26 protein-coding genes are annotated in these 26906 nt (G+C 66.8%); 6 read left to right on the top strand and 20 right to left on the bottom strand.

All coding sequences use genetic code 11. From position 1 onward, the window contains the following. Positions 1 to 75: 75 nt before the first annotated feature. The 4 genes from dcp to arfB form a co-directional block, all read right to left on the bottom strand. Positions 76 to 2244, bottom strand: a complete 2169-nt coding sequence (gene dcp, locus CPBF1521_RS01255) for a peptidyl-dipeptidase Dcp (protein ID WP_181901063.1) — start codon at positions 2242 to 2244, stop codon at positions 76 to 78. A gap of 106 nt (positions 2245 to 2350) precedes the next feature. Then, positions 2351 to 3367 (bottom strand): isoaspartyl peptidase/L-asparaginase family protein, encoded by a 1017-nt coding sequence (locus CPBF1521_RS01250; RefSeq protein WP_181901062.1) that lies wholly within the window; start codon positions 3365 to 3367, stop codon positions 2351 to 2353. Between the two features lie 239 nt (positions 3368 to 3606). Then, on the bottom strand, positions 3607 to 4236 hold the full coding sequence (locus tag CPBF1521_RS01245) for a lysophosphatidylcholine acyltransferase (protein ID WP_104583954.1): 630 nt from the start codon (positions 4234 to 4236) through the stop codon (positions 3607 to 3609). A gap of 2 nt (positions 4237 to 4238) precedes the next feature. Continuing rightward, the gene (gene arfB / locus CPBF1521_RS01240; protein WP_104583955.1) at positions 4239 to 4670 is read right to left on the bottom strand and encodes an alternative ribosome rescue aminoacyl-tRNA hydrolase ArfB; all 432 of its coding nucleotides are present in this window, start codon (positions 4668 to 4670) and stop codon (positions 4239 to 4241) included. Between the two features lie 93 nt (positions 4671 to 4763). Here arfB and CPBF1521_RS01235 point away from each other — a divergent pair, with 93 nt between their 5' ends. Next, complete coding sequence (locus tag CPBF1521_RS01235) at positions 4764 to 5309, top strand: DUF2059 domain-containing protein (protein ID WP_115675646.1); 546 nt, start codon at positions 4764 to 4766, stop codon at positions 5307 to 5309. A gap of 391 nt (positions 5310 to 5700) precedes the next feature. Here CPBF1521_RS01235 and CPBF1521_RS01230 read toward each other — a convergent pair whose 3' ends face one another. The 4 genes from CPBF1521_RS01230 to CPBF1521_RS01215 all read right to left on the bottom strand — a co-directional run bounded on the left by CPBF1521_RS01230 (position 5701) and on the right by CPBF1521_RS01215 (position 9588). Then, positions 5701 to 6435 (bottom strand): pseudouridine synthase, encoded by a 735-nt coding sequence (locus CPBF1521_RS01230; RefSeq protein WP_115675645.1) that lies wholly within the window; start codon positions 6433 to 6435, stop codon positions 5701 to 5703. A gap of 146 nt (positions 6436 to 6581) precedes the next feature. Further along, positions 6582 to 7169, bottom strand: a complete 588-nt coding sequence (locus CPBF1521_RS01225) for an O-methyltransferase (protein WP_115675644.1) — start codon at positions 7167 to 7169, stop codon at positions 6582 to 6584. A gap of 104 nt (positions 7170 to 7273) precedes the next feature. Then, positions 7274 to 8947 carry a ubiquinone biosynthesis regulatory protein kinase UbiB gene (gene ubiB, locus CPBF1521_RS01220; RefSeq protein ID WP_104583959.1) on the bottom strand — a complete coding sequence of 558 codons (1674 nt, stop codon included), beginning with the start codon at positions 8945 to 8947 and terminating at the stop codon, positions 7274 to 7276. Beyond that, positions 8944 to 9588: a ubiquinone biosynthesis accessory factor UbiJ gene (locus CPBF1521_RS01215; protein ID WP_104649612.1), complete on the bottom strand. Its 645-nt coding sequence runs from the start codon at positions 9586 to 9588 to the stop codon at positions 8944 to 8946. Before CPBF1521_RS01215 ends, ubiB begins: the two co-directional genes overlap by 4 nt. 269 nt (positions 9589 to 9857) lie before the next feature. Here CPBF1521_RS01215 and ddlA point away from each other — a divergent pair, with 269 nt between their 5' ends. Together ddlA and CPBF1521_RS01205 are read left to right on the top strand one after the other, a co-directional pair. Continuing rightward, positions 9858 to 10964: a D-alanine--D-alanine ligase gene (gene ddlA / locus CPBF1521_RS01210; protein WP_115675643.1), complete on the top strand. Its 1107-nt coding sequence runs from the start codon at positions 9858 to 9860 to the stop codon at positions 10962 to 10964. Continuing rightward, positions 10961 to 11443 carry a GNAT family N-acetyltransferase gene (locus tag CPBF1521_RS01205; RefSeq protein WP_115675642.1) on the top strand — a complete coding sequence of 161 codons (483 nt, stop codon included), beginning with the start codon at positions 10961 to 10963 and terminating at the stop codon, positions 11441 to 11443. The genes ddlA and CPBF1521_RS01205 overlap by 4 nt, the downstream gene beginning before the upstream one ends. 117 nt (positions 11444 to 11560) lie before the next feature. Here CPBF1521_RS01205 and CPBF1521_RS01200 read toward each other — a convergent pair whose 3' ends face one another. The 3 genes from CPBF1521_RS01200 to oleC form a co-directional block, all read right to left on the bottom strand. Continuing rightward, the gene (locus CPBF1521_RS01200) at positions 11561 to 11719 is read right to left on the bottom strand and encodes a DUF1328 domain-containing protein (protein WP_003468167.1); all 159 of its coding nucleotides are present in this window, start codon (positions 11717 to 11719) and stop codon (positions 11561 to 11563) included. 64 nt (positions 11720 to 11783) lie between these two features. Continuing rightward, positions 11784 to 12794: a 2-alkyl-3-oxoalkanoate reductase gene (gene oleD, locus CPBF1521_RS01195; RefSeq protein WP_104649615.1), complete on the bottom strand. Its 1011-nt coding sequence runs from the start codon at positions 12792 to 12794 to the stop codon at positions 11784 to 11786. A gap of 90 nt (positions 12795 to 12884) precedes the next feature. Further along, positions 12885 to 14537 (bottom strand): olefin beta-lactone synthetase, encoded by a 1653-nt coding sequence (gene oleC, locus CPBF1521_RS01190; protein WP_115675641.1) that lies wholly within the window; start codon positions 14535 to 14537, stop codon positions 12885 to 12887. A 460-nt stretch (positions 14538 to 14997) separates the two neighbouring features. Between oleC and CPBF1521_RS01185 the strand changes: the two genes are divergently transcribed. Then, positions 14998 to 15381 carry a YkgJ family cysteine cluster protein gene (locus tag CPBF1521_RS01185; RefSeq protein ID WP_104585398.1) on the top strand — a complete coding sequence of 128 codons (384 nt, stop codon included), beginning with the start codon at positions 14998 to 15000 and terminating at the stop codon, positions 15379 to 15381. A 156-nt stretch (positions 15382 to 15537) separates the two neighbouring features. Here CPBF1521_RS01185 and CPBF1521_RS01180 read toward each other — a convergent pair whose 3' ends face one another. The 4 genes from CPBF1521_RS01180 to CPBF1521_RS01165 all read right to left on the bottom strand — a co-directional run bounded on the left by CPBF1521_RS01180 (position 15538) and on the right by CPBF1521_RS01165 (position 19254). After that, entirely contained in the window at positions 15538 to 16440 is a 903-nt protein-coding gene (locus CPBF1521_RS01180; protein WP_115675640.1) for an alpha/beta fold hydrolase, read from the bottom strand. 148 nt (positions 16441 to 16588) lie between these two features. Next, positions 16589 to 17728 carry a protein adenylyltransferase Fic gene (gene fic / locus CPBF1521_RS01175; RefSeq protein ID WP_181901060.1) on the bottom strand — a complete coding sequence of 380 codons (1140 nt, stop codon included), beginning with the start codon at positions 17726 to 17728 and terminating at the stop codon, positions 16589 to 16591. 87 nt (positions 17729 to 17815) lie between these two features. Then, the gene (locus CPBF1521_RS01170) at positions 17816 to 18832 is read right to left on the bottom strand and encodes a 3-oxoacyl-ACP synthase III (RefSeq protein ID WP_016903994.1); all 1017 of its coding nucleotides are present in this window, start codon (positions 18830 to 18832) and stop codon (positions 17816 to 17818) included. A gap of 101 nt (positions 18833 to 18933) precedes the next feature. Continuing rightward, on the bottom strand, positions 18934 to 19254 hold the full coding sequence (locus CPBF1521_RS01165) for a DUF4156 domain-containing protein (RefSeq protein WP_104649618.1): 321 nt from the start codon (positions 19252 to 19254) through the stop codon (positions 18934 to 18936). A 397-nt stretch (positions 19255 to 19651) separates the two neighbouring features. Here CPBF1521_RS01165 and CPBF1521_RS01160 point away from each other — a divergent pair, with 397 nt between their 5' ends. Continuing rightward, on the top strand, positions 19652 to 20113 hold the full coding sequence (locus CPBF1521_RS01160; RefSeq protein WP_115675638.1) for an XAC0231 family protein: 462 nt from the start codon (positions 19652 to 19654) through the stop codon (positions 20111 to 20113). 25 nt (positions 20114 to 20138) lie between these two features. After that, on the top strand, positions 20139 to 20615 hold the full coding sequence (locus CPBF1521_RS01155; protein ID WP_104585404.1) for a tRNA (cytidine(34)-2'-O)-methyltransferase: 477 nt from the start codon (positions 20139 to 20141) through the stop codon (positions 20613 to 20615). 167 nt (positions 20616 to 20782) lie between these two features. On the opposite strand, the gene CPBF1521_RS01150 is transcribed toward CPBF1521_RS01155, so the two are convergent. The 5 genes from CPBF1521_RS01150 to CPBF1521_RS01130 all read right to left on the bottom strand — a co-directional run bounded on the left by CPBF1521_RS01150 (position 20783) and on the right by CPBF1521_RS01130 (position 26871). Next, positions 20783 to 21997 carry an MFS transporter gene (locus tag CPBF1521_RS01150; RefSeq protein WP_115675637.1) on the bottom strand — a complete coding sequence of 405 codons (1215 nt, stop codon included), beginning with the start codon at positions 21995 to 21997 and terminating at the stop codon, positions 20783 to 20785. Positions 21998 to 22101: 104 nt separating this feature from the next. After that, the gene (locus CPBF1521_RS01145) at positions 22102 to 22725 is read right to left on the bottom strand and encodes a hypothetical protein (RefSeq protein WP_115675636.1); all 624 of its coding nucleotides are present in this window, start codon (positions 22723 to 22725) and stop codon (positions 22102 to 22104) included. Between the two features lie 136 nt (positions 22726 to 22861). Beyond that, positions 22862 to 23659, bottom strand: coding sequence for a hypothetical protein (locus CPBF1521_RS01140; RefSeq protein ID WP_115675635.1), 798 nt, complete (start codon positions 23657 to 23659; stop codon positions 22862 to 22864). A gap of 447 nt (positions 23660 to 24106) precedes the next feature. Beyond that, entirely contained in the window at positions 24107 to 25444 is a 1338-nt protein-coding gene (locus tag CPBF1521_RS01135) for a sigma-54-dependent transcriptional regulator (RefSeq protein WP_115675634.1), read from the bottom strand. Continuing rightward, positions 25429 to 26871, bottom strand: a complete 1443-nt coding sequence (locus CPBF1521_RS01130) for a sensor histidine kinase (protein ID WP_115675633.1) — start codon at positions 26869 to 26871, stop codon at positions 25429 to 25431. Before CPBF1521_RS01130 ends, CPBF1521_RS01135 begins: the two co-directional genes overlap by 16 nt. Positions 26872 to 26906: the final 35 nt, after the last annotated feature.

Raw genomic sequence — 26906 nt, 5'->3', positions numbered from 1 at the left:
GCCATCCCGTTGCGATTGCTGACTGCAGCAACTACACACGCATGCGCCAACGACGCATGCACATCACTCGGTCACTCACTCGGTCAGACCGCGATTTTCCAGCAGCGCCTTGACGCTGGGGTCCTTGCCGCGGAAATCGCGATACAACGTGGCCAGGTCGACCGTGTTGCCGCGCGAAAGGATCTTGCCGCGGAAGATGTCGCCATTCTTGCGGTTCAAGCCGCCGTGTTCCTTGAACCATTCGAACGCGTCGTCGTCGAGCACTTCCGACCAGAAATACGCGTAGTACCCGGCCGAATAACCGCCGCCCCAGATGTGGTCGAAATAGCTGCTGCGGTAGCGCGGCGGCACTTCGGCCAGGTCCACCTTGAAGCGCTTCAACGCATCGGCTTCGAATTTGCTCACGTCCTGCAGCGGCGCGTCGGCCGGCTGGGTGTGCCAGGCCAGGTCGAGCAACGCGGCCGACAGGTACTCGGTGGTGGCGTAGCCGCTGTTGAAGGTCTTGGCCTTCTTGATCTTCTCCACCAGCTCGGCCGGCATCGCCGCGCCGGTCTGGTAGTGCTTGGCGTAGTTGGCGAAGACCTTGGGATCGGAGGCCCAGTGCTCGTTGAACTGCGAGGGAAACTCGACGAAGTCGCGCGAGGTGCTGGTGCCGGCGATCGAGGGATACTTCACCTTGGAGAACATGCCGTGCAGCGCGTGGCCGAACTCATGGAACAGCGTGGTGACGTCATCGAAGCTCAGCAGCGCCGGCTGGCCGGCGGCCGGCTTGGTGAAGTTGCAGACGTTGTAGACCACCGGCTTGGCACCGGTGAGGCCGTCCTGCTCGACGAACACATCCATCCAGGCGCCGCCGGACTTGCTGTCGCGCTTGAAGTAGTCGGTGTAGAACAGCGCCATCGAGGTGCCGTCCGCATCGAACACTTCATACACCTTCATGTCGGCGTGATAGGTCGGGATGTCGGTGCGCTGCTTGAAGGTGATGCCGTACAGCTGCGTGGCTGCGTAGAAGACGCCGTTCTGCAGCACGTTGTCCAGCTCGAAATACGGCTTGATCTGCGCCTCGTCCAGGTCGTACTTGGCCTTGCGCACCTGCTCGGCATAGAAATCCCAATCGGAGGCGGCGAGTTTGAAACCACCCTTCTGCGCGTCGATCACCTTCTGCATTTCGGCCACTTCGCGGCGTGCCTTGGCGGTGGCGGCCGGCACGGTGTCGGTCAGCAGCTTGAGCGCGGCGTCCGGGGTCTTGGCCATCTGGTCGCCCAGGCTGTAGGCGGCGTAGTTGTCGAAGCCGAGCAGCTTGGTCTTTTGCGCGCGCAGCTGCGCCAGGCGCTGGATGGTCTGGCGGGTGTCATTGGCATCGCCCTTTTCCGCGCGCGTTTCCGAGGCCTTGAGCACCTCGGCGCGCAGCTGGCGGTCCTTCAGCGAGGCCAGCACCGGCTGCTGGGTGGTGTTCTGCAGGGTCAGCAGGTACTTGCCATCGAGCTTGCGCGCCTTGGCCGCATCGGCGGCGGCGGCGATATCGCCCTCGCTCAGGCCATCGAGCCTGGCCTTGTCGTCCACCACCACCGCGCCGGCGGCCGAGGCGGCGACCAGACGGGTGTGGAACTGGGTGGAGAGCGTGGTCTCCTCGATATTGAGCTTGCGCAGGCTGGCCTTGTCGGCCTCCGACAGCTGCGCGCCGGCGCGCACCAGCTCTTCGTAGTCGCGTTCGACCAGGCGCTTCTGCTCCGGCTCCAGGCTCAGCGTGTCGCGCTGGTCGTAAATGGTCTTGACCCGCGCAAAGAGCTTCGGGTCGAGATTGATCTCGTCCTGGTGCGCGGCCAGCTTGGGCGCGATCTCTTCCTGGATCTTCTGGCGTGCGTCGCTGGTATCGGCCTGCACCAGGCCGAAGAAGATGCGCGACACGCGCGTGAGCGTTTCGCCGCTGCGCTCCATCGCTTCGATGGTATTGGCGAAGCTGGGCGGCTCGGGGTTGTCGGCGATCTTGCGGATGTCGGCCAGGTGCAGGCGCATGCCTTCCTCGAAGGCCGGCAGGTAATCGGCGTCCTTGATCTTGTCGAACGGCGGCGCCTGGAACGGCAGCGTGCTGGCGGTCAGCAGCGGGTTCGGCGCGGCATCCGCGGCCGGGGTGGTGGCGGTCTTCTCGGGCACGGTGGTGGACTCCTTACCGGACGGCTCTTTTCCGGAACAAGCGGCCAGTGCCAGGGTGATGGCAGCGGCCAGAACGACGGTACGCGACATGGCGTGTGATTCCTGAGTGGGTAGTGCAGCCGGCCACGCTAGCGGGTTTGCGCAGCGTCGGCATGTGCCGTTGGATTGGATGGAGGGGCGCGGTCGAGGATGCGCGCTACAGCGTCTCGTCCTTGAAGATGGCCACGTGCGGGGTGCCGTCGGCGCCGATCCAGCCGCGGTACATGCCCTCGGTATTGAACGGGAATGCGGCGTTGCCCTGTGCGTCCAGCGCGATGGCGCCGCCGTCGCCGCCGGCCTTGGGGATCTGCTGATCGATCACCGCCTCGGCGGCCTGTTGCAAGGACTGCCCGGCGTACTTCATGCGCGCGCAGATGTCGTAGGCGGCCACCGCACGGATGTAGAACTCGCCCCAGCCGGTGCCGGACACCGCGCACTGGCCGTTGGCGTAGGTGCCGGCACCGATGATCGGCGCATCGCCGACGCGGCCGTAGCGCTTGTTGGTCATGCCGCCGGTGGACGTACCGGCGGCCAGATGGCCGTCGCGATCCAGCGCCAGCGCGCCCACGGTGCCGAAGTGCTTGGCGGTTTCCAGGTCCAGTTCGGCCTGGGCCTGGCGGTCGCCGGCTTCGGCCTTGAGCGCTTTTTGCAGCTGCTGCCAGCGCTTGTCGGTGCGGAAGTAGCGTGGGTCGACCAGGGTGACACCCTGCTCGCGCGCGAATTGTTCGGCGCCGTCACCGACCAGCATCACGTGCCTGGAATGGTCCATGACGCTGCGCGCCAGCTGGATCGGGTTCCTGACCGTGTGCACGCCGGCAATCGCGCCGGCCTTGCCGGTGGCGCCGTCCATGATCGCGGCATCCAGTTCGTTCTTGCCGTCATGGGTGAACACCGCACCGCGCCCGGCGTTGAACTGCGGCGCATCCTCCAGCACGGTGATGGTGGCCGCCACCGCATCCACCGCACTGCCGCCACCTTGCAGAACCGCGTGCCCGGCACGCAGCGCGCGTTGCATCGCCTCGCGCGCCTGCGCCTGTTCCTCGCTGGAAAGACTGGATTTCTCCACGCCCGCACCGCCATGGATCACCAGCATCGGCGTGGCCGCCGATACCGGGCCGGCGGCGAGCAGGAGAGAGATAGACAGACACAGTGCACGTGCGGACAGGCCAATCATGGTGTTCCCTCGATGGAGGTCGCAACGTGCCTGGCGCCGACGCCAGGCATGGATGCAGGCGACCGGGAGCGACAAAAACCCCGGCGCGGTGGCAAACGGACCGCGGCCCTGGCGATCGGTCATCGGCACTCGGGATCGGCACGCAAGGTCGCGCCTGCCAGCACCTGCGCGCGCACAGCCCGCCCTTCGGCAGCGGTGCGTGAGGTGCATGAGCGCCTTGCCGCCCGCGGGGGGCACGCTCACAACGTATCGCGATGCTTGCCGCGCCACGGCCGGTACCAGGCGCGGATGGCGGCGATGTCGGCGGCCATATCGGTGCCGGTCCAGAACGGCTCGCCGATGCCCACGGTCTTGCTGGGGTAGTCGAAATACACCGGCAGGATCGGCACCTTGGAATCGGAGGCGATCTTCCAGAAGCCGGCCTTCCAGTGCTCCACCCGCTTGCGGGTGCCCTCGGGGGTGATCACGTACCACATCTGTTCGGAATTGCGGATCAGCCGCACCGCCTGGCCGATGGTGCCCTGGGGCGAGCTGCGGTCCAGCGGGATGCCGCCGAGCTTGCGCAGCAGCGGGCCCAGCGGCCACCAGAACAGCTGCGCCTTGCCCAGCACGCGCACATCGAAGCCCAGCGCGAACTTGGCCGCAAAGCCCAGGAAGCCGTCCCAGTTGGACGAGTGCGGGGCGACGATCATCACCAGCTTGGGTTCGTCGGGCAGTCGCCCGAGCAGGCGCCAGCCGGTCAGGCGCAGCGCCGTGCGCCCCAGCCAGCGGCCGAAGCGGCCGTGGGCGCGGGGCATTCTGGGTGGAGAGGGCTGCAGCAGGATGTTGGCCTGTGTTACCGGTGGCAACGACGGGTCGGTGTGACTCACGCTTACTCCCAGTGGGACGCAGAGCGTCCACGCTTGATATGGCTGCGCTCACGCTTGGCATCCAGCCGCCGCAGCTTGGCACCATGACTCGGTTTGGTGGCGACCCGGCGCTTGGGCACCGACAGGCACGCACTGATGATCTCGGCCAGCCGCTCGCGCGCATCCTCGCGGTTGCGGTCCTGGGTGCGGAAGCGCTGCGCGTCGATCACCAGCACGCCCTCGGCGGTCATGCGCCGGTCGCGCCGCGACAGCAGCCGCGCGCGCAACGGTTCGGGCAGCGACGGCGAGCCGGCCACGTCGAAGCGCAGTTCCACCGCAGTGGAAACCTTGTTGACGTTCTGCCCGCCTGCGCCGCTGGCGCGCACGAAGCGCTCGACGATCTCGCTGGGCGGGATCGTCAGGCTGGGGGTGATCTGGATCGGGTCGCTGGCCATTCAACCCGATTGTATCGGCACCGGCATGGACGCGCGCGCGAACGCCGGCTTCCCGTATGCTGCGGCCGGTTCCCCAGCCTGCAGGATGCTCCGATGACCCCACCCCGTTACGTCGCCACCGCCCGCGCCCTGGCGCGCCGCCTGATCGTGCTGGCCGCGCTGGCACTGGCCGCGCCCGCCGCCTTCGCGCAGGCGCCCAGCGATGCCGATATCAACCGCCTGCTGGCCGCCTCGCGCGCGCAGACCATGCTGGACACGATGCTGCCGCAGATCGAAGCGATGCAGCAGCAACAATTCGCCCAGCTCACCGCCCAGCGCCAGCTCGACGCCGCCCAGCAGGCCCAGCTGCAGCGCATCCAGGAGCGTACCCGCCAGACCGTGCGCAAGGCGCTGTCGTGGTCGGAGCTGCGCCCGATGTATGTGGACATCTACAAGCGCTCGTTCTCGCGCGAGGACGTGCTGGCCATGGCCGAGTTCTACGAGAGTTCGGCCGGCCAGAGCCTGCTGGACAAGACCCCGGCGCTGACCCAGAACCTGATGGGCGCGATCCAGCAGAAGATGCTGCCGCTGTTTGCCGATTTGCAGAAGGATCTGGAGAAGATCGTCAACGAGCCGGCGGCGGCACCGCAGAAGCCCTGACGGGCGGGGATTCGGGAATCGGGATTGGGGAATCGCAACGGCGTGCTTGCTGCGGCGGTTGCTGATCCGGGGTGAGTGCGTTGCCGGTTATCGCAATGGTTCAACTTTTCCGCTGACCGAAGCAGCAGCTCTCCCGTAGGGAGAGCTGCTGTCCTGAAAGCGCAGGGGCGAGCCTGCCCCCCCATCCGCCCTTCGGGCACCTTCCCCCGCAAGCGAGGGAAGGAAGCAACTTGGAAGGCGAGCGGGGAAGGCGGGAACGCGGGAAGGCGGGCAGTGGGCGTCGTGCTTGAGCCCCTCCCGCCTGCGGGAGAGGGGTTGGGGTGCGGGGACGCTTGCGCAGCTTTCTTGCATGCCGAATGGACGTCTCGATCTCTGGACCAGGCACGCCCCATCACGCCGCCGGCATGACTCCCAACCCCGGCATCTCCCACCCGAACAACGCGCAGGCCTTGGCGAATTCAACATCCAGCGGCGCAGTGACGCTGATGCGCCGTCCATCGGCCGGATGCGGGAATCCCAGGCGCTCGGCGTGCAGCAGCATGCGGTGGATGCCAAGCATGCGGAAGCTGCGGTTGTGCCGGCCATCGCCGTGGCTGGTGTCGCCGATCATGTGGTGCGACAGGTGTTTCATGTGCCGGCGGATCTGCCGGAACCGCCCGGTCTGCGGCTGGCAGCGCAGCAACGCGTAGCGTGAGGTGGCAAAGCCGGTGGACGGGATCTCCAGCTCGCCGGTGGCCAGGCGCTGGAAGTGGGTCACCGCCGGCTTCTTGACCGGCTTGCCGGGGCCGCCGTCCAGGTCGTGGTCGACGCTGAAGCGCTCCTCGGCCGGCCAGCCGCGGCACACCGTCAGGTAGTCCTTCTCCACTTCGCCGGCCATCAAGGCCTTGCCCAGCGCACTGGCGGCCTCGCGATCGAACGCCAGCAGCAGGCAGCCGCTGGTGGCGCGGTCGAGCCGGTGCACCAGGAAGATCGGCCGGCCCAGCTGTTCGCGCAGGCGGTCGGCCAGGAAGTCGTCCTCCCCGCGCGCCAGCTTGCTGTCGTGGACCATCAGCCCGGCGGGTTTGTCGACGACGGCCAGGAGCTCGTCCTGGAAGAGAATCTGCAAGTGCTTGGGGGATGTGCTCACCGGCGGATTATCCGCGCCGTGGGCAGCGCATGCCACTGCGCCGGCACGCCATGACGCCGTTGACCGCACCCGGCGCCGTCAGAGCAGGTGGCGCACGCCAGCCGTGCGGCTTGGGACGTGAGGTCTGGCGGGTGGGCAGTGCATGCTCAGGCCCCGCCGCACACCGCCAGCAACTCGCCCTTGCCCACCGGCACCACGCTGCAGGTAACTGCCGGATCGTCAGCCAGCAGCGCGGTGAACGGCGCCAGTTCGTCGGCATGCGAGAGCGCATTGTCGACCACCAGCAGGCCACCGCTGCGCAGCACGCGGCGCAGTGCCGGCCACCAGTGCACATACGCATCGCGCGCCGAATCCAGGAACACCAGATCGAGACTGGCGCTGGCCGCCTGGGCCAGCCACGCGCCGCCATCGCCGTGCACCAGCTCCACCGATGCCGCCAGGCCGCTGCGCGCCAGCGTGGCCCGCGCCAGGGCCACCTTGTCGGCCGCATGTTCCACCGTGGTGACATGCCCGCCGATCGCCGCGGCCGCTTCGGCCAGCCATAGCGTCGAATACCCGTTGGAGGTGCCGATCTCCAGAACGCGCCGCGCAGCGGTGGCACGCACCAGCACCGCCAGCAACTGCCCGGTGTCGGGCGTGATGTTGAGCATGCGCCGGTCGCGCGCCAGCTGCTGCGCATCGTTGTCGCTGCCGAACCGTGCCAATTCGTCTTTCAACGCCTGCAGATCGATCATCACCACCTCGCCGGGAACGGCTTCGTCATCGTGCTGCTGCAGGCACCACCGCTACCCAGCCGGATGCAGCAGGCCACCTGCGGCAGTGCTTCAGCATTAGTGCTTCAGCGCCGTAGCCAGGCGACCAGCAGGGCCACCGAGCCGGCCGCGCCGCTGATCCAGCTCCACACCGGCACCGTGCCCAGGTACCAGCCATTCGGGTGCAGGCCATACAGCACGGCGGCCACCACCAGCAGGCCGCTGCCGGTGATGGCGGTGACCACGCGCGTCTGCAGCTTGCGCAGGCTCAGGTCCAGCGCGCGCAGCTCGGCCGAACGGATGTCGAGCTGATGGCGGCCCTCGACCTGCTGCTTCAACCAGCTGTGCACCAGGCGCGGCATGTCCGGCGCATGCGTCATGATTTCCGGCAGCCGCTTGCGCAGCTCGCCGAGCACGCGGCGCGGGCTGTAACGCTCGCGCAGGATGCGTTCGAGCACCGGCCGTGCCACGGCCCAGATATCCAGCCTGGGGTCGAGCTGGCGGCCGACGCCTTCGATGTTGAGCAAGGTTTTCTGCAACAGGATCAGCTGCGGCTGCAGCGTCAGTTCGTAGCGCTGCGCGACGCGGAACAGCTTGATCAGCACTTCGGCCAGCGAAATCTCCGACAGCGGCCGGGTGAAGTACGGCTCGCACACCGAGCGCGCGGCCGCTTCCAGTTCGTCGATGCGCACGTTGTCGGGCATCCAGCCCGCTTCCACGTGCAGCTCGGCCATGCGGCGGTAATCCTTGTGGAAGATCGCCATGAAGTTCTCGGCCAGGTAGTACTGATCCTCCTGCGAGAGCTGGCCCATGATGCCGAAATCCAGCGCGATGAAGCGCGGATTGAGCCGGCGCTCCGGATCCGAATCGACCCAGATGTTGCCGGCATGCGCATCGGCATGGAAGAAGTTGTCGCGGAACACCTGCGTATAGAACACCCGCACGCCCTTGGCCGCCAGCGCCTTGCGATCAATACCGGCCGCATCGAGCCTGGCGATGTCGTCGGACGGAATGCCGTACACGCGCTCCAGCGTGAGCGCACGCTCGGCGGTGTGCGACCAGATCACCTCGGGCACGTACAGATCGTCCGAGCCTTCCCAGAACCGGCGCAGCACGCTGGCGTTGGCGCCTTCCCGCTGCAGGTCCAGTTCGGCCGACAAGGTGCCTTCGATCTCGGCCACCACCTCGCGCGGCCGGATCTTGTCCGCACGCGGGTGGGTGCGCTCGACCAGCGTGGCCAGCGACTGCAGCAAGGCGATATCGGCATCGATCTGGCGCTCAATGTCCGGGCGCAACACCTTGACCACCACCTCGCGGCGCACGCCGTTGGCATCCGGCGGCAAGGTGGCCGCATGCACCTGCGCGATCGAGGCCGAGGCCAGCGGTACGGTATCGAACGCGGCAAACGCCACGCTCACCGGCAGGCCCAGCGCGCGCTCGACGATCAGCCGCGCCGCTTCGCCATCGAAGGGCTTGACACGGTCCTGCAGCAGGGTCAATTCATCGGCCACGTCGGCCGGAATCAGGTCGCGCCGGGTCGACAGGATCTGCCCGAACTTGACGAAGATCGGCCCCAGTTCCTGCAACGCCAGCCGCAGCCGCGCACCGCGCGATTGCGCGGCGATCTCGGCACTGGCGCGTGGCACGAACGGCTTGGCCAGGCGCAGCCAGCGCTCGGCCGGGGTGTCCTGCAGCAGGTCGTCCAGGCGATAGCGCAGGATCACCCGGCCGATGCGGCTGGCCCGCAGCAGCGCCTTCATGCCGCACCTCCGGCCGCGCGCAGGCGCGCCACGCGTGCGGCCAGCCGTTCGACGTCGTCGCGCAGTTCGTCGACATCGTCGTGGAAGGCCTCCAGTTCGGCGCGCGGCACCACATCGCGCGATTCCTCGGTCACGAATTCAGCCGCGCTCTGCGCCAGATCCACCGCGCTGCGGCGGGCCTGCTGCAGCGCTGCGCGCACCGCATTGGCGATCTGCACGCCGAGGATCTGCCCGAACACCGCCACGAACGGCAACTGCCAATCCGGATCGAAACGGCCGGCCAGTTGCTGCAGCTGGCGCGCCAGTTCGGCATCGCCGGAGACCTTGAGCCGCCCGGCCGGTGCGCCGCTGCGGCGCGCATTGGCCAGGAACGGCAATTGGCCGAGCAAGCCGGCCAGGCTGCTGCGCACGGCCAGATCCGGCTCCTGCGCCTGGTCCACCGGGCCGACCAGCAAGCGGCGCTCGTGCACGCGGATCTGCAGGGCCAGCGCAGGCGCCTCCAGCGTCAGTGCGATGCGTTGGCCTTCCAGCGGCAGCAAGGCGTCGCGGGTATCGGGGTCCAGTGCCAGCGCGCGGTTGAGCGCGGCTTGCAGGGCCTGGCCGGCGAGCGGCTTGAGTGAGTTGAACAGGGATCCGGGCATGGGCGCATTCTACCGTCCCTGCATGTCGCTACTGCTTGATGGTGTGTGGCAGGTGCAGGCCGGAGACCAGGATGACGCGCATCGCAGGGCGCCTCGGCAGCCAGGCCGCAGCAATCGCAGCCGCATCCCCACCACAGACAGACCCGGCCGTTGACCGTGCACCTGCCCTGGATCGCCACACCGCATACGGCGGCGATGCAGGACTTCCGTCGGCGCGCCTACCGCGGGCATGCTGGCGACCTCATCACGCCAGGTGGCAGGAGCAGGCAATGCGCAAGATCCGGGTCGGTCTCATCTTCGGCGGCAAGTCGGCCGAGCACGAAGTCTCGCTGCAGTCAGCGCGCAACATCCTCGATGCGCTGGACCCGCAGCGCTTCGAGCCGGTGCTGATCGGCATCGACAAGCAGGGCCAGTGGCACGTCAACGACCCCGACAGTTTCCTGCTCAATCCCGACGACCCGGCGCGCATCGCCCTGCATCGCAGCGGTCGCGGCGTGGCTTTGCTGCCGGGCGCGCAGCAACAGCAATTGCGTCCGACCCAGCCGGAGCAGGCGCTGGCGCAAATCGATGTGGTCTTCCCGATCGTGCATGGCACGCTCGGCGAAGACGGCTCGTTGCAAGGGCTGCTGCGCATGGCCAACCTGCCCTTCGTCGGCTCCGGCGTGCTCGGCTCGGCGCTGGCGATGGACAAGGACCTGGCCAAGCGCGTGCTCCGCGATGCCGGGCTTGAGGTGGCGCCGTTCGCCTGCTTCAACCGCCATACCGCCGCAGGTGCCGACGTGGATGCGTTGATCGCGCAGTTGGGTTTGCCGCTGTTCGTCAAGCCGGCCAACCAGGGTTCGTCGGTTGGCGTCAGCCAGGTGCGCAGTGCCGATGCGTTTGCCGACGCGCTCGCATTGGCGCTGGCATACGATCACAAGGTATTGGTGGAAGCGGCGATCGCAGGGCGCGAGATCGAATGCGCCGTACTGGGCAACGCCAGCCCGCAAGCCAGCGTCTGCGGCGAAGTGGTGGTGCACGACGCGTTTTATCCCTACGAGACCAAGTACATCAGCGAACACGGTGCCGACATCGTGATCCCGGCCGACATCGACGCGCCGACGCAGCAACGCATCCAACAGATTGCGCTGCGGGCCTACCAGGCGCTGGACTGCGCCGGCATGGCGCGTGTGGACGTGTTCCTGTGCGCCGATGGCCGCATCGTGCTCAACGAGGTCAACACATTGCCGGGCTTCACGCGAATCAGCATGTATCCCAAGCTCTGGCAGGCAAGCGGGCTGGACTATCGCAGCTTGATCACGCAGTTGATCGAGCTGGCGCTGCAGCGGCATGCAGACGATCAGGTGCTGCGCAGTGCGGTCGGCCCAGGCGCATGAGCCAGGCCCATGTGCGTGCGGTGCAACGCGACGACCACCGCGCACTGCTCGCGCTCAACAATGCGCATGCCACCGAATTGTCGCTGCTGGATGCCGATGGACTGGCCGACTTGCTGCAACTGGCCTGGCACGCACGCATCGTCGCGCCTGCGGATGGTCTGCTGATCGCGCTGGATCAGCGCGCCGTGTACGCCAACCCGAACTTCGCCTGGATGGCGCGACGCTTCGCGCGCTTTGTCTACATCGACCGCATCGTGATCGCTGCGCATGCACACAGGCGCGGGCTTGCCAGGCAGCTGTATGACGAACTCATCCACGTCGCACGTGCAGCGGCGCAGCCGCGCCTGGTTTGCGAGGTCAACCTGGTCCCACCCAATCCGGCATCGCTGGCGCTGCATCTGCAGCTGGGTTTTCGGCCCATCGGCAATGCGCTGCTGGGCAACGGCAAGCACGTGCAGTATCTCGAGAAACTGCTTTGAACCAGCCGTAATTGAATTTTTGAGTATCCACAACGCACATGGCCCGCCTCCTTGCGGAAGCGGGCCCTGTGAGCGTCCGCCGGCAGCGCCGCTGCCGTAACGTATCGCAGCTAGGCGTTATACCTTGCCGCGACGGAACATCGAGATCACTGCCAGGATCAGGAACACCACGAACAGGATCCAGGCGATATTGGTCGCCGCACCGGCGATACCACTGAAGCCCAGCACGGCGGCGATGATGGCGATGACGAAAAAGATGATGGCGTAATGCAGCATGGCAAGGATTCCAGAAGTTGTCGTGCCGAATCGGCGCAGACGTATCCTGAACGCATGACGGTCTTTATCGAGTGATGGCGATGTCGTTGGAAGATGAGGATCGCAGCCGTTGCAGTCCTTCCTCGATACTGACCTGCGGAACATAGCCGAAATCACGGCGTGCCGGTTCCATGCTGTACCAGTGCGGCGTACACAGCTGTTCCACCAGAAAACGCGTCAACGGCACTTCGCCAGGCAGACGCAACAGTGGCCACATGGTCTCGCAGATTGCACCGATTCTGTACGCGGTCTTGAACGACAGCGAACGCGTCACTGCCGGTGCATCCACCGCGGCCAGCAGGCGATTGAGCAACTCGCGCATCGGCAAGGGCTCGCCGTTGGAGATGAAGTACGCCTTGCCCGCACACGCGGCACCGGGAGCGAGATGCGCGAACGCATCGAAATGCGCCTGCGCGGCATTGTCGATGTAGGTGCTGTCCACCAGGTTGCTGCCGTCGCCGACCATGCGCAGGCGGCCGGCACGCGCACGCGCGGCCAGGCGCGGCAACAGATGATTGTCGCCCGGCCCCCAGATCAGGCGCGGGCGCAAGGCCACCGTCGCCAGTTGCGCATCGTTGGCCGCCAGCACCGCGCGCTCGGCGATCGCCTTGGTTGCGGCATATGCAGCGCGCAGATCCTCGCCATACGGCACTTCGTCGGCGCCCAGGCCTTCCACCGGGTTGGTGGCGCGATGGGTCACGCTCGGTGTGGAGGTATAGATCAGGCGCGGCACACCGTTGGCCCGACACGCGTCGAGCACGTTCTGCGTGCCCACCACATTGGCCTGGTGATAGCTGTCATAGCTGCCCCATGCACCGGCCTTGGCGGCGTTGTGGAAGACCGCATCGATGCCGGCGAAGGCATGCCGCACCGCCTGCGGATCGGCCAGGTCGCCACGGATCTGGCCCACGCCCAGGGTCTGCAACACCGGGTAATCGCCGCGCTGGAAACTCACCACCTCGTGCCCGCGCGCGCGCAGGCCGCGGCACAACGCCTGGCCAAGAAAGCCACCACCACCGGTCACCAGGATGCGCACGCATCACCTCCATCGCAAGGGTGCACACCATAGCGGGCGCAGCCGGGATTGGCGATGCGGCCAAGTCCCTGCGCGATGTGCATCGACAGCTCAGCCACGTTGCTGCGCCGCCCAGATCGCCAGCGTTTCGCGGCCGATCTTGGCATTGTGGCGGATGTCCACCGGGAACCCGGAATGGCGCAGGAAACGCGTGATGCCTGCGGTGTGCGGATGCGCCGCGCCCAGCGCGCGCAAGGCGGTTTCCACTTGCGCAAACGCCGATGCCGCAACGCCTGGCTGTAGTTCCACGCACAGCACCGGCTGCTGCTGTCCGGGCGCGCCGACACCGACCAGGGCAGTGCGCCGCACCTGCGGGTGCACGTTGAAGACCGGTTCCACCTGCTCGGTGTAGAGCGGGCCGGTGGAGGTTTCCACGCGGTGGGTCTTGCGCCCGCAGAACCACAAGCGTCCTTCGGCATCGAAATACCCCACATCGCCCATGCGATGCACGATGCGTTCGCTGCCATCCGCGTTGCGCTCGCGGATCTTGGCAATCCGCGTGGCCGCGTCGCGGTTGAAGTAGGTGTCGGTGGTGGTGGGACCGGCGACGGTGATCTCGCCGACCTCGCCCACCGCCAGCACGCGCGCGCCGCTCCATTCGGGAATGGCTGCATCGTCGATGGCGATGATGCGTACCTCGTTGGGCGCGACGACCTGGCCGACACAGGTGCCGGCGCCGGCCTCGGTGGCCGCGCGGGTGGCATCCAGCGTGCGCCCTTCTATCGCCGCCACCGGCAGGCATTCGGTGGCGCCATACGGCGTCCAGAATTGCGCATCTGCCGGCAACAGCGTGCGGATCTTGGCCACCACATCCGGCGGCACCGGCGCACCGGCCGAGGTGGCCAGGCGCACGTTGGGAAGCGGCTGCCCGTAATCGGCCAGCACGCGCATCAACGCCGGCGAGCCGAACAACTGCGTCACGCCGAAGCGGTCGATCGCATCGTGCAATTTGCGCGGATCGGCGGTGGCCGGGCGGGTCGGATCCATGTCCGGAATCACCGAGGTCAGCCCCAGTGCCGGATCGAACAACGCAAATGGCGGGAACGTCGGCAGATCCACGCCGCCGGGCTGCATGCCGAAGGCATTGCGCAGCAACTCGATCTGGCCGACGAAATGCCGGTGTCGGTACACCACCCCCTTGGGTACGCCGGTCGAGCCGCTGGTGAACAGGATGGCGGCCACATCGCCCGGCCCGGTGTTGGCCAGCTGGCTGCCGGCGCCGGCGCCATCGCGTTCCACGCGCGCCAATGTCACCCCGCCCCAGCCGTAACGGCCGCCGACGCTGACGATCTGCTTTGCAGAACGCGCCCAACGCAACAGGCAACGCGCCAGCTGCGCAAGCGGAATGCCGATAAACGCCTGCGGCTGCGCTTCGTCCAGGCACTGCTTGAGCGCGCGCTTGTCGATGCCCGGATCCACCAGCACCGGCACCGCGCCGGCCTTGAACAAGGCAAACATCAGCAGGAAGAACTCCGGCGACGGCCGCACCATCACCACCGCGCGCGCACCGCGTCCGATACCGTGCAGCGCCAGCCCGGCGGCGATCGCATCGCTGCGCGCATCCAGCTCGGCATAGCTCAAGGTCACATCGTAGGCGGCAAACCCATTGGCGCCGCGGCGGCCCGGGCAACGGATGGCGATCTGGTCGGGGCGCTCGCGCGCGAGCTCCGGCAGGGTGGCGGCGATATTGCAAAGAGTGGTCATTGCCGCATTATCACCCATCCGCCGACGGTACCGGCCGCTTGCATCCGGCTCAACGTCGCAGATGCACGCGACGCTCGGCGACGGCACAACGATGGTTTTCCCTGCAAGGTAACCAGGCCTTGGCAGCGCAAGTGTGCAGTAATCACTGCCACCTCCGCGCCTGCGTCTTTTATTTTTAGGCGCATTGCAACGTGGTCGAGTGCCTGCGAAAAGCGCGCGTCAGCGATTCCCCCGGTCGCTGGTGATCGTTCTACACGCGAACACTCTGGCAATGCCGACGCGGCAGGCGGTCGTCAGCACCCGACAGGCAACCTGCTCGCCCCCAGCGCGCGCCGCTCCTCCGGCGCGCACGCGCATGAATCACTAACCTGCCGCCGCGATGCGCCACTTGTATCGCGCCGTGGTTCGGTCAGAATGCCGCGCTCTCCACGTTGTTTTGCCGCGCAAGGCCCGGCATTCCATGGCACATCCCTGCCTTACCTGCGGCGCCTGCTGCGCCTACTTCCGCGTCAGTTTCCACTGGAGCGAAGCCGACCCCGCATTGGGCGGCAGGGTGCCGATCGAGCTGACCGATGCGCTGCGCACGCACGAGCGGGTCATGCGCGGCACGTCGCAATCGCAGCCGCGCTGCATCGCGCTGGACGCAGACATCGGCCGCTACAGCCGCTGCAGCATCCATGATCGCCGACCCTCCTCCTGTGCCGCCGTACCGGCCTCGCTGGAGTTTGGCCAGCGCAGCGCGCAATGCGACAAATCCCGGTTGGCGCACGGCCTGCATGCACTGACCGAAGCCGACTGGCTGGGCGTGGACGATGCCCAGCGCAATCCGCTGCCGCCGCTGTAGCGACTATCGCTGCGGGTGCATGCACGCCTGTTTACGGCGCGCGGCACCGCACGCGACGCGGCCGATGCCCGGCATCGGCCTGGCCACTGACCTACTCCAGCCCCGGCGCGTGCCCGCACCTACCTGCCGGGCGCCCGCGGCATCCTGATGACCGGGTCAGAGCGGATTGCGCTCCAGGAACGCACGGATCGCCGGCACCAGCACTTCGTGCTTGTCTTCCAGCACGTAGTGATTGGCATCGTCGAACGCGGTGACTTCGGCGTTCGGCAATGCCTTGCGAAAGCCGGCCAGGAAGTGCTTGTCGAAGCAGATGTCGCGCAATCCCCAGGCGATAAACGCCGGCCGGTCGGCGAACGCGGGCAATGCCTGCGCCGAGCGCTCCAGCAGCGACCAGGCCTGGTCGGCCGGCGACAGCGGAATATCCTGCATGAAGCGAATGGTGGAGATGCGGTTGCGCCAATTGTTGTAGGGCGCCACATACGCACGGCGTACATCGGCCGGCATCCGCCGCGACACGCCGAACCAGGACGCACCGGAGGAAAACGCATTGAACGTGCGGATGAACCACTCGCCCGGGCCCCAATGCCGGCCCATCGCGATCTGCCACGGCATCGGCTTTTCCGGCGGCAACGGGAACGCAGCGGTATTGGTGATCACCAGCCGCTTGACCTGCGCATGATGCGACAACGCCCAGCCGAACCCGATCATGCCGCCCCAGTCGTGTACCGCCAGCGTGACCGGGCCGGTGATGCCCAGATGCCGCAACAGCGTGTCCAGGTCGTCCACGCGCGACTGCAGCGTGTAGTCGTAACGTGGCTGCGCGTCGGGCGCATCGTCCGGCTTGTCGGACAGCCCCATGCCGATATGGTCCGGCACGATGCAGCGGTAACGGTCCGACAGGCCGCTCACCAGATTCCGCCACAGGTAGCTCCACGACGGATTGCCGTGCAGCATCACGACCACCTCGCCATCGCGCGGGCCTTCGTCCAGATACGACATCGCAATGCCGGGACGCACCTCAAGGCGCTGGGGAGTGAAGGGATAGCCGGGGTAGTTCATGCCAAACGCATCCGATTCGATTCGAGAGAGCGCACATGGCGCAAGCGTTGGCCTGCCGTGCGTAGAGATTGGACATCATAGTGGTCGCCACGCCGCGACATGCTCAACCCACTGCGCGCAAGACGGCTACCTGGATCAATTACAGGCTTCATCGCGCTTCCGTCGAAGGCATTGGATAAGGCGGTAGTTGATGACCATCGCCGGACAGAAGTTTCAGGAATGCAGGGTGCAGGAACAGTTTTTCCTTGCCCAGCCGCTGCTCTTGCAGCACACCGATGGTCACCAGTTCCTTTAGATGGCGTGCAGCGGTCTGCCGAGTCACGCCCATCACGTCCACGACATTCTGGATGCGGCAATAGGGCTGATTGAAGACCACTTCGACAAGTTCGCGGCTGTAGGCCTTGGGGGCGTGTTCGCGCACATGATCACGCGCCCGCGTCTCCAATCCTCGGATCGCCTGGATCTTCGCCGTCGTCCACGCAGCTGTCTCTGCAACGGCGGCAAGCATGTACTGAATCCACTCGGCCCAGCGACCGTACCGGGTGACATCCAGCAGCAGTCGATAGTAATCGCTGCGATGGCGAATGATGTAGCGCGACAAGTACAGGACGGGGACATCAAGCAGGCCTTGCTCGATCAGCATCAGCAGATTCAATACACGTCCGGTACGCCCGTTGCTATCGGTGAACGGGTGGATCGCTTCGAATTGATAGTGCGCGACCGCCATCCGGATCAATGGATCGATATCGGTGCATTCATGAATAAAACGCTCCCAATTGGCCAGCTTGTCGCGCAGCAATGTCTCGCCGACGGGCGGGGTATAGATGATCTGCTGGATCTGATCGTTGGCCAGCGCAGTCCCGGGCACGCGACGGATCTGCATTTGCACAGCTTTAATGCGGCTGCACACCACCACGGCGGTTTCTGTACATAGCGGTCGCTGCTGCAGCGACTGGAACCCTTCGTAGAGCGCGCTACGGTAACGCAGGGCTTCCTTGGTCGCCGGATTCTGGGCGCGCTCCTGATCGTCTGCATAACGGAACAAGTCATCCGTGGTGGTGACGATGTTTTCGATCTCCGAACTCGCCTGTGCTTCCAGGATCGGGATCGTATTGATCAGCACTGCCGGATTTGGCAGCAATGCGGTGGCCTGCTTCAGCTCGGCCAACGCAGTGCGCGCCACGATGCAGGCCTTGAGCAAGGCGCGCGTTTCGATATCTCCCGCCGGAGGAAGCGGCGGGAGCGCGTTGTAGGGCTGCTCGGGATTAAACACCAGCGCGTCATCCATGCCTACACCGGTCATGTTGCAAGAGCGAACATGATGCAATGACGTGTACTAAAAATCCATTTTTTTTAACACGTCATATGTTGCAACTTACCAGACCACTTCCGCCATCGAGCAGTTCAGGCCAGAACCAATCCCCATCAACGCGATGCGGTCGCCCTTCTTCAAACGGCCGAGTTCCTTGAGCTTGCTCAGCACGATCGGTACCGAAGCCGGGCCGATGTTGCCGTGTTCGCCGAAGATGGTCATGACCTTGGCCGGATCGATGCCGAACGACTTCACGAACGACGCAGTATGCGGGCGGCTGACCTGGTGGATGACGAACTGGTCCAGTTCGTCCACCGCCCAGCCCATCGCCTGCTTGGCGGCCAGGAAGGTCTTCTGCGCCAGCTTGATGCCTTCGATCAGCAACAGGCGGGTGTCGGTGACCATGCGGTCCAGGTTGCCGCGGCACAGCTTGTTCCACTCGGTGGCCGACCGGGTCACGCCACCCTTGTAGCGCGGCGCGTCGGGCACCAGCTCGGTGCGCGCCATCACCATGGCCGCGGCACCGCAACCCAGGGTCAACGCAGCGAGTTCATTGCGGAACTCTTCTTCGGTGACGTCGGGCGAGGTCATGCGCTCGAGGGTCTTCTCGTACACCAGGTTGGCGGTTTCACCGTCGACGACCAGCGCGTAGTCGATCTCGCCGCGCTCGAGCATGCGGGCGGCGATGTCCATGCCGTTGATGAAGGCTAGGCAGGCGTTGGCCACGTCGAAGGTGACGCAGTGATCGCCGACCCCGAGGTTGCCGGACACGATGGAGGCCGTGGACGGCTCCAGGTAGTCGCGGCTCACCGAGGTGTTGACCAGCAGGCCGATCTTCTCGATGCCGATGCCGGCGTCGAGCAGTGCCTTGCGTGCAGCCTGGGTGGCGGCGTCCGAGGCCTGGACATCCTGGTCCCACAAGCGCCGTGCATGGATACCCGCAACGTCGCCCAACACGTCGGTCCGAATCCCGAGGCGGTCGTAGGTCGGTTGCAGGCGCTCGTTGATTTCCTTGGAAGTCAGCGTGTGCGGCGCATCAATATGCGCCAGTCCCGCGATGGAGACATTCTGGAAGAGCATCGAAGTAGCGCCATGGCGTCAGGCGAGGGGGCGCTAGTCTAGCCGCTGGCTCGTTTTACCGCATCTTTACAATTGCAGCGGCCGCGCCCCAGCCCAACGGTTCAGCGCGGCGGGCAGCGGAAGGCATTGAAACGCTGGCTGCCATCGGCCGGCTGACCCTGCGCCTGGACCGTGTTGGCATTGGCGCCCGGCGCCTCGTTGCGTGCCAGCGTTTCCAGCTCTTCCTGCACCCGCAACGGGTTGCGATTGTAGAAGCCGACCTTGCTCTTGACCGACACCACCACTTCGCCCTGCTGCTGACAGCCAGCTGGCACAGGGCCTGCGGGCAGCACCTGCACGTTTTTGCCGCTTTGTTCGATGGGCACCCAGGTGCAGGCCGCGGTGGTGGCGGCAACCAGAACAGACAGCATCAGCACGCGCATAAGTCGTAGACCCCTGAGGACGAAGCCGGATTGTGCCGCAGTTGCCGGCCGGCGATCGGGTTGCGCCGCATGGCCGCACGCCACTCGTTCAGCGCACTGAACGTCGACCCGATCGTCGTGTTTTCTCGATTCCAGCGGTGTCCGCCGCCCGCACACACGTCCGGGTGTCCGGACGCGGACACGGCCTCCGCGCGCAAATCCCTTGCAAAACAATGATCTGCCATTGGCACGTTGCTTGCTCCATGTCATGGGCAGGCAACGAAGCCAGTTGTCTCGACGACTGAAAATGACTGCAAGCTGAATAAATAAAATCGCGCCACGAAAGTCGTTGCGCTTACCGAAACGGTGTACTACATTACTACCACACCACTAACCACCCACACCAAGAGACCTCGCCATGAAGACCCAGACCCTGCGCATCGCCCTCTCCGCCGCCCTGCTTGCCGGCACCACCCTGGCCGGTTTCGCCAAGGCCGGCAGCCTGACCACGCTGGACACCGTGCAGGTGCGCCCATCGGCCGACCAGCTTGCCCAGCAGACGCTGGAACGCACCAGCGCCATCCGCACCCTGGCCGCCGTGCAGGTGCGTCCGTCCGCCGATCAGCTGGCCGCCTTGGCCGCCGAACAGGCCGGCCCGCGCGTCGTCACCCTCGCTGCGGTGCAGGTGCGTCCGTCGGCCGACCAGCGCGCCGCACTGGTGACCCGCAGCATCGCTGCCACCGCGCAGAGCACCTCCGGCCAGGCTGCCGCTGCCATCGGCGCGCTGATGGGCCAGGTCATCGTCAACCTGCCGGTGCCGCAGCTGCAGCCGGCGCCGGTCGAACTGGAAGCGCTGGTCAACGCCGCCATCAGCCTTTGAGCATGCGCGCAGCTACACTGCGCGCATGTCAGCCCCCGTCCTCGATGTCATCCTGTTCCAACCGGAAATTCCGCCCAATACGGGCAATGTGATTCGCCTGTGCGCCAACACCGGCGCGCGCCTGCACCTGATCGAGCCGCTCGGCTTCGACCTCAGCGACAAGCAGCTCAAACGCGCCGGCCTGGACTATCACGAATACGCCACCCTGCAGGTACATGCCGACCTGCCCACCGCCCTGGCCGCGATCGCGCCCAAGCGCGTGTTTGCACTGAGTACGCGCAGCACCGTGCGTTACGACGCACCGCAGTTTGCCGATGGGGATGCCTTCCTGTTCGGCCCGGAAACCCGCGGCCTGCCCGCCGACGTGCTGGAGTCGATCCCGCCGCAGCACCGGCTGCGCCTGCCGATGCGCCCGGACAACCGCAGCCTCAATCTGTCCAACACCGTTGCGGTGATGGTGTTCGAAGCCTGGCGCCAGTGGGACTTCAGCGGCGGCAGATAGCCGCGGCGATGCGGACGGCTGCCTGACGGGGAATCCGTCCGCCCGCTGCCGACGCGCTGCATGCCGCATACGTCGGTCCAGCGTCCGGCGCATGCTCCACGCGCATGACCGCCCCGGGCGTTGCGGTTCGCTTGCCGCTGCGGTGCCCGTGCCAACGCCTCACTGCATCACCCGGCATCGCTTGCTGCCTGCAGCATGCCACGGCAGCCTGCCCACAACGCCACCGCCAGCACGGCGATGCCGCCCAGCGCCAGAAACGCGATGCGATAGCCGAAGGCATGCGCCAGCCAGCCACCCAAGGCCGGGCTCAGCGCCGCGCCCACGCCCTGCACCGTCATCACCGCGCCCTGGCCGACATTCACGCGCCCGGTGCCCTGCAGCAATCGCGCCACCAGCGCAGGCACCACCACGGCCTGCAGGCCGGCGCCGAGTCCGTCGAGGATCTGCACCGGAAACACGCCCCAGCCCTGGATCAGCGACGCCGCCACCAGCGCACGCAGTGGCAAGGCCATGAAGGCCACCAGCAGCACCCACCAATGCCCGTGCACGCGGATCCAGCGCATCGCCAACAATGCCACCACCACCATCGTGGCCTGCGCGACCACGATGGTGGTGGCCGTCAGCGCGTTCGCATCGCCTGCATGCGCAGCCACGATGGCCATGCCGTAGAGCGGCAACATCGCCGCATTGCCCAGATGGAACAACCCCAGGGTGATGGCCAGCAAGGCCAGCGGTCGGCAGGTCAACAACACCCGCCAGCCGCTGAGGCTGTCCGCGCCATCGGCCTGGCCCAGGCCGCGCGCGGCGCGGTGGTCGATGGCCTCAGACGGAATCAGCAGCACCGCCGCGATCGCCAGCACGCCGAAGGCGGCAGTGAGCACGAACACCGCCGCAAATCCGAAACGCCACCCCAGCCAGCCGGCCAGCACTGCGGCCAGCATGTTGCCGGCGTGGTTGGCGACCTGATTGCGCGCCAGTTGATGATCGAACCCGCGCGCGTGCACCAGGCCCAGGGTGATGCCGGTGAGCGCAGGGCCAATACCGGCTGCCGCCAATGCCGAGACGATCTGCGCGGTCACCACGCCGGAGGACGTCGGGTGCAGCCAGATCAGCGCCGTGGCCAGCAGGATCGCCAGGCAGCCGACCACCACCACGGCACGCTTGCGCCGGGTGGTGTCGACCAGTGCGCCGGCCGGGGTGGTGGCAAGCATGCCGGCGATGCCGCCCACACTCATCACCGTGCCGATCGCTGCCACCGACCAGCCCCTGGATTGCAGGAACACACTCAGAAACGGCCCCAGCCCGTCCTGCACGTCGGCCACGCTGAAATGCAGCGCCTCCAGTGCGCGGCTGCCACGGGGACGCGGTGTGCTCATGCGCATCGGCGCTCTCCACGAAACGATGAAAGGCGACTGCGCGCGCTGGGCTGCATGGGCAACCCGATGCCGATCGCATCGCGCCAACGCGGCAGTCGCATTGCGTACTGCTAGTGCTTCGGCTTCGGCTTATGCGCACCCGGGCCATGCGGATGCTCGATCTGCTTCAGCGACGCGGCCTTGGTGCCCAGCGCATGCGCGTGGATCAGCACGCCGTGCGGGGTTGTCCTGGTATCGCCTTCGGCCACCAGCGTCTTGCCGACCACCAGTTGTTTGGCGAAGTCCGCACCGGCGTGCGGCGGAAACCGCACCGTGACCTCGTCGTCCAGCAACACGCCATGCACCTGCCCATGCGGGCCATGCAGCAAGCGCGCGATGGTACCGCTGTGCTGGCTGAGCTGCGGCTTGGGCGGCTTGGGCGGCTTGCCGGCGGGCGGTTTGGGCTTGGGCTTGGCGTGCGGCCCGTGCGGGCCGTCATCGACGATGCGCTTGCCGCCTTCCGGATCGATCGCCAGGGCCACCAGCATGTCCACATCGCGCGGCTTGAGGCCACGCACGGTCAAGGTGCTGCCGGGCTTGAGCGCCTTGAGCAAGGCGGCGGACAGATGCGGCGGCGTGTGCACCTCGGTGCCGTCGGTCAGCAGCAGGCCGTCGATATCGGCCTTGGGATTGAGCAGAAAGCGCGCCAGCGTGCCGCGGGTTTCGGGAAGGAAATCAGGATCGACCCAATGCATGAAAAAACTCCAGAGAAGGAAGGACCGGCCACTGCCGGCAAGCCGCGCCCGCCGCCACGCATGGCACGTGGCGGAAGGCGCATAAAGGAAAGCGCAACGGAGGTACGCGCCACCGCGTGGACGGCGACGCCGTGAATCAACGCGGCGCCGGAGCTGGCGCTGGCGGTGCGGCCGGCGGGACAGGCGGCGCCGGTGGTGCGGGCGGCACCGGGCCGTCCGGGCGCGGTGGGCTGAACAACGCGCGCTGCGAGGCGCGATCGCGGCCCAGTTGCGTGACTTCGATGGCGCGGCCGTTGGCGGTGGCCACCCCGAACCCGCTCACGCTCAACGGCGCGCCGGCCCGCAGCAGATCGCCGAACTGCAGTGCCAGGTGCGGCGGCATCCGCACCAGCGTGCCATCGCTGAGCAATGCACCATTGGTCTCGCCACCCGGGCCGTAAACCAGCCGCTCGATGCGGCCTTCCGCCTGCAACGGCGTCAACGCGGCAGGTGCCGGCGCCGGCGGCGGCATGGCGGCGGTTGGCGGCCGGTCGACCACCTCACGCCCTCCACGATTGGAACGGATGCTGCTGGCGCGCAGCACCGGCAGGCTGCCCAGGCGATAGCCCTGCACGCTCACCGTATCGCCACGGCGCACCGCTTCCTGCAACTGCCCGGACAGATGCGGCGCAAACGCCACCTGGGTGCCATCGCGCAACCACAGGCCATCGACCTCGCCGTTGGGATTGAGCATGAAACGCTCGACCGTGCCGGTGATGCGCACTGGCGTGGCGGCCAGCGGGGCAGGCGGTGCGGGCGGCAGCGGTGGTGCCGGCGGTGGCGTGCCGACCGGCGCACGCGGTGCCACCGGTGCCGCAGGCGGTGTGGGAGCCTGCGCGGCGGCGGTCGCCACGCTGCAGGCCAGCGCAAAAGCAAGTGCGGTCTGACGAATCATGCGATGTCTCCAACGCGGCAGGGATGCCGCTCGCCCTGGAGATAAAGCAGCAATCGTGCCAACGTCGAATCCGTTGTTTTACAAGGGGTTTGCAGGTGCACGCTTACGGACAGGCGTCTGCGTTTCATACACCTCTGTCCGCTTTGCAGACACTTTGTAGCCTGGGGTGTGCGTCGACTCCGCAGGGCAAGAACGTGTTGGACACGGTCAACGGCGGCGCGCGCGTGCGGATGTCAGGGCTGGATTTCACACGTGTGGTGCTGCACTTTCGGCTGCACCGTTTGACTGTTTGCTGGTGGAATGCCGTTGGCCAATGCTGCAAGTGGCAGCGGCGGCAAGCAACCAGCAACAGTGCGCGCGACAACAAGTGTGCGTGCTGCTGTGCGCTTCCTGCGTGGTGACCAACGCGTCAGCCTGCACACATGGCGTTCGGCCTGATCGCCGCGACTAATGCAAGCCGTACTCATCGAGCTTGCGGTACAGCAGCTGGCGATGGATGCCGAGCCGGCGCGCGGCTTCGGCGCGGTTGCCGCTGCTGTGCGCCAGTGCGTCCTGGATCATCTGCTTCTCCAGCCGCGCCACTGCCTCAGGCAGGGTGCCTTGCAGCGGCGCGGTCGTCAGGGGTTGCTCGGCACTGTGATCGAGCGCGTCGTCCAGATCCGCGGCAACGATGCTGTGGCCGCGCACCAGCAGCTGGCTGCGTTGCATGACATTGCGCAGCTCGCGCACGTTGCCGGGCCATGGGTAGGCCAGCAGCCGCGCTTGCGCATCCGCCGACAACGCACGCGCCGCGCCGTCGCCGGTACGCAGGAAGTACTGCGCGAGCAGCACGATGTCCTGCCCGCGCTCGCGCAGCGGCGGCAGTTCGATCGGCACCACATTCAGGCGATAACGCAGATCGCTGCGGAACTGCCCTGCGGCCACCCACGCGGCCAGATCGCGGTGCGTGGCCGCCAGCACGCGCACATCCACCTTCTGCGCGCCGCGCCCGCCCAGCGGCGTCACCTCGCCTTCCTGCAGGAAGCGCAACAACTTGGCCTGCATCGGCAGCGGCATGTCGCCGATCTCGTCCAGAAACAAGGTGCCGCCATCGGCTTCGCGAATCAGGCCGATGCGGTCGCTGGTCGCCCCGGAAAAGGCGCCCTTGCGATGGCCGAACAATTCGCTTTCCATCAACTCCAACGGAATCGCCGCGCAATTGACCGCAACGAATGCCGACGCCGCGCGTGCGCTGGCGCGATGCAGGGCGCGCGCGACCAGTTCCTTGCCGGTACCAGTTTCGCCGGTGATCAACACCGGCAGATCGGAAGCCGCCGCCAGCCCGATGCGTTTATGCACGTTGCGCATGGCCGGGCTGTGGCCGACCAGGCCATCGTCGTCGGGTGGTTCGCTGGCTTCGGCATCGGTGTGTCCATCGGCGCGACTTGCCAATGCACGCTCCACCACCTCGACGATATCGGCACGCCCCACCGGCTTGACCAGATGATCGAATGCGCCCAGCGTCATCGCCTCGATGGTGTTGCCGCTGGACGCGTACGCGGTGAGCATCACCAGCGGCACCTGGCGCGCGCGCGGATCGTCCGCACGCGCACGCAGCACCTGGATCCCGTCCATCCCGGGCATGCGGAAGTCCACGAACGCCAGCGCGATGCCGCCCTCGCGCAGGCGCATCAATCCATCGGCGCCGTTATCGACCGCGATCACCGTATGGCCGAGCGAGCGCAGCGTTGCCTGCAAGGTGGCCAGAAACGCCGCGTCGTCGTCGATGATCAGGATGCGCGCCATGGCAGCTCCAGGATGAAATGGGTCATGCCGTCGGCGTGTGCGTAACGCACCTGCCCGCCATGTGCGCGGGCGATCTCGCGCACCAGCGCAAGCCCCAGGCCATTGCCGTCGCTGCGGCCGCTGACGAACGGCTCGAACAGCTGCGCCGCGATGGTCTCGGCGATGGCCGCGCCACGATTGCTCACCTGTAGCTGCAGCAACCCATCGCTGGCGCTGGCCTCCAGTGTCACCGTGCTGCCGGCATCGGCGTGCTGCAGCGCGTTGCGCAGCAGATTGTGCACGGCGCGCCCGAGCTGCTGTGGGTCGAGCATCCAATGCAGCGGCGTGTCCGGGGCACGCAACCGGGGCGCAGGCGCGCCTGGTGGGCGCAAGGCCGGATCGAGCAAGGTCGCCAGCCAGTCCTGCACGACCACCGTTTCCAGCTGCAGGCGGATCGGCTGCACCATGCCGAGCAGGCTTTCGACCACCCCGTCCAGGCGACGGATCTGCCCCAGCATCAGCTCGCCGTGTGCGGCATCGTCCGGCGTGCCCTGGCGCATGGCGATGTCGTTCTCCACCGCCAGGCGCATCGTGGCGATGGGGTTGCGAATCTCGTGTGCCACCGTGGCCGTCAGGCGCCCGAGCGCGGCCAGCCGCTCGTGCCGTGCCAGCTCTTCGGCCAGCCGCCGTGTCTGCGCCAGGGCCTGCGCATTGCGCTGTGCGTAATCGCTCACCGCAGCGCCCAGCCGGTCCAGTTCGGGGGCACCGGTGACCGGAATCTGCGGAAGTTCGGTATCGGCGGCCAGCGCCTGCTGGATGCGCTGCAGGCGCTGGCTCCAGCGCCGCACCACCACGCCCAGCGCGATCGCCGACACCGCCACCATGGCGAAGATCAGCAACATGCCGATCACCAATGGCCGCCAGGCATCGGAGGTGCTCGCCGGCACCCGCGACATGGTCCATGCCACCGTGCCGGCGGCCAACGGGCAGGCGCTGATCAACACCACTTCACGGCTGCCGTCGCGACGAAACTCCACGGCCTTGTTGCCCACCGCACTCTGCCGTGCAGTGCTGACGATCGTGGTCCACTCGGCCGCCGGGATATCGGTCTTGTGATCGCTGCCGTCATAGGTGGGATAGGCGTAGGCAACGAATCCCTTGTCGAGATTCCACACCCCGCCCTCCACACCGGGCGCATCGGCCAGCACCAGTTGCACCACCACTGCAGCCAGCCCGGCGCCGTTGTCACCGCTGCGCGCCGCCTCGCTCGCGCCGGCGTAGCGCTGCACGATGCGCGTGCACTGCGCGGTCAACTGCTGGCGCGCCTCGTCCAGGCGCACGCCTTCGGTCTGTCGGTACAGGCCATACAGCATCGTGGCCACGCCCACGCAGGCAGCCAGGATCACCACCCAGATCAGCAGCAACTGGCGCAACAACGAACGTGGCATGCGAGGGTCCGGTAAAGACGTGCAGTTTCAGAGCG

Origin of the sequence: Xanthomonas euroxanthea, from assembly GCF_900476395.1 — a bacterium.
GTDB lineage: Bacteria > Pseudomonadota > Gammaproteobacteria > Xanthomonadales > Xanthomonadaceae > Xanthomonas > Xanthomonas euroxanthea.
Note: the sequence above shows the minus strand (reverse complement) of the source record. Positions and strands in the feature narration are given on the sequence as shown.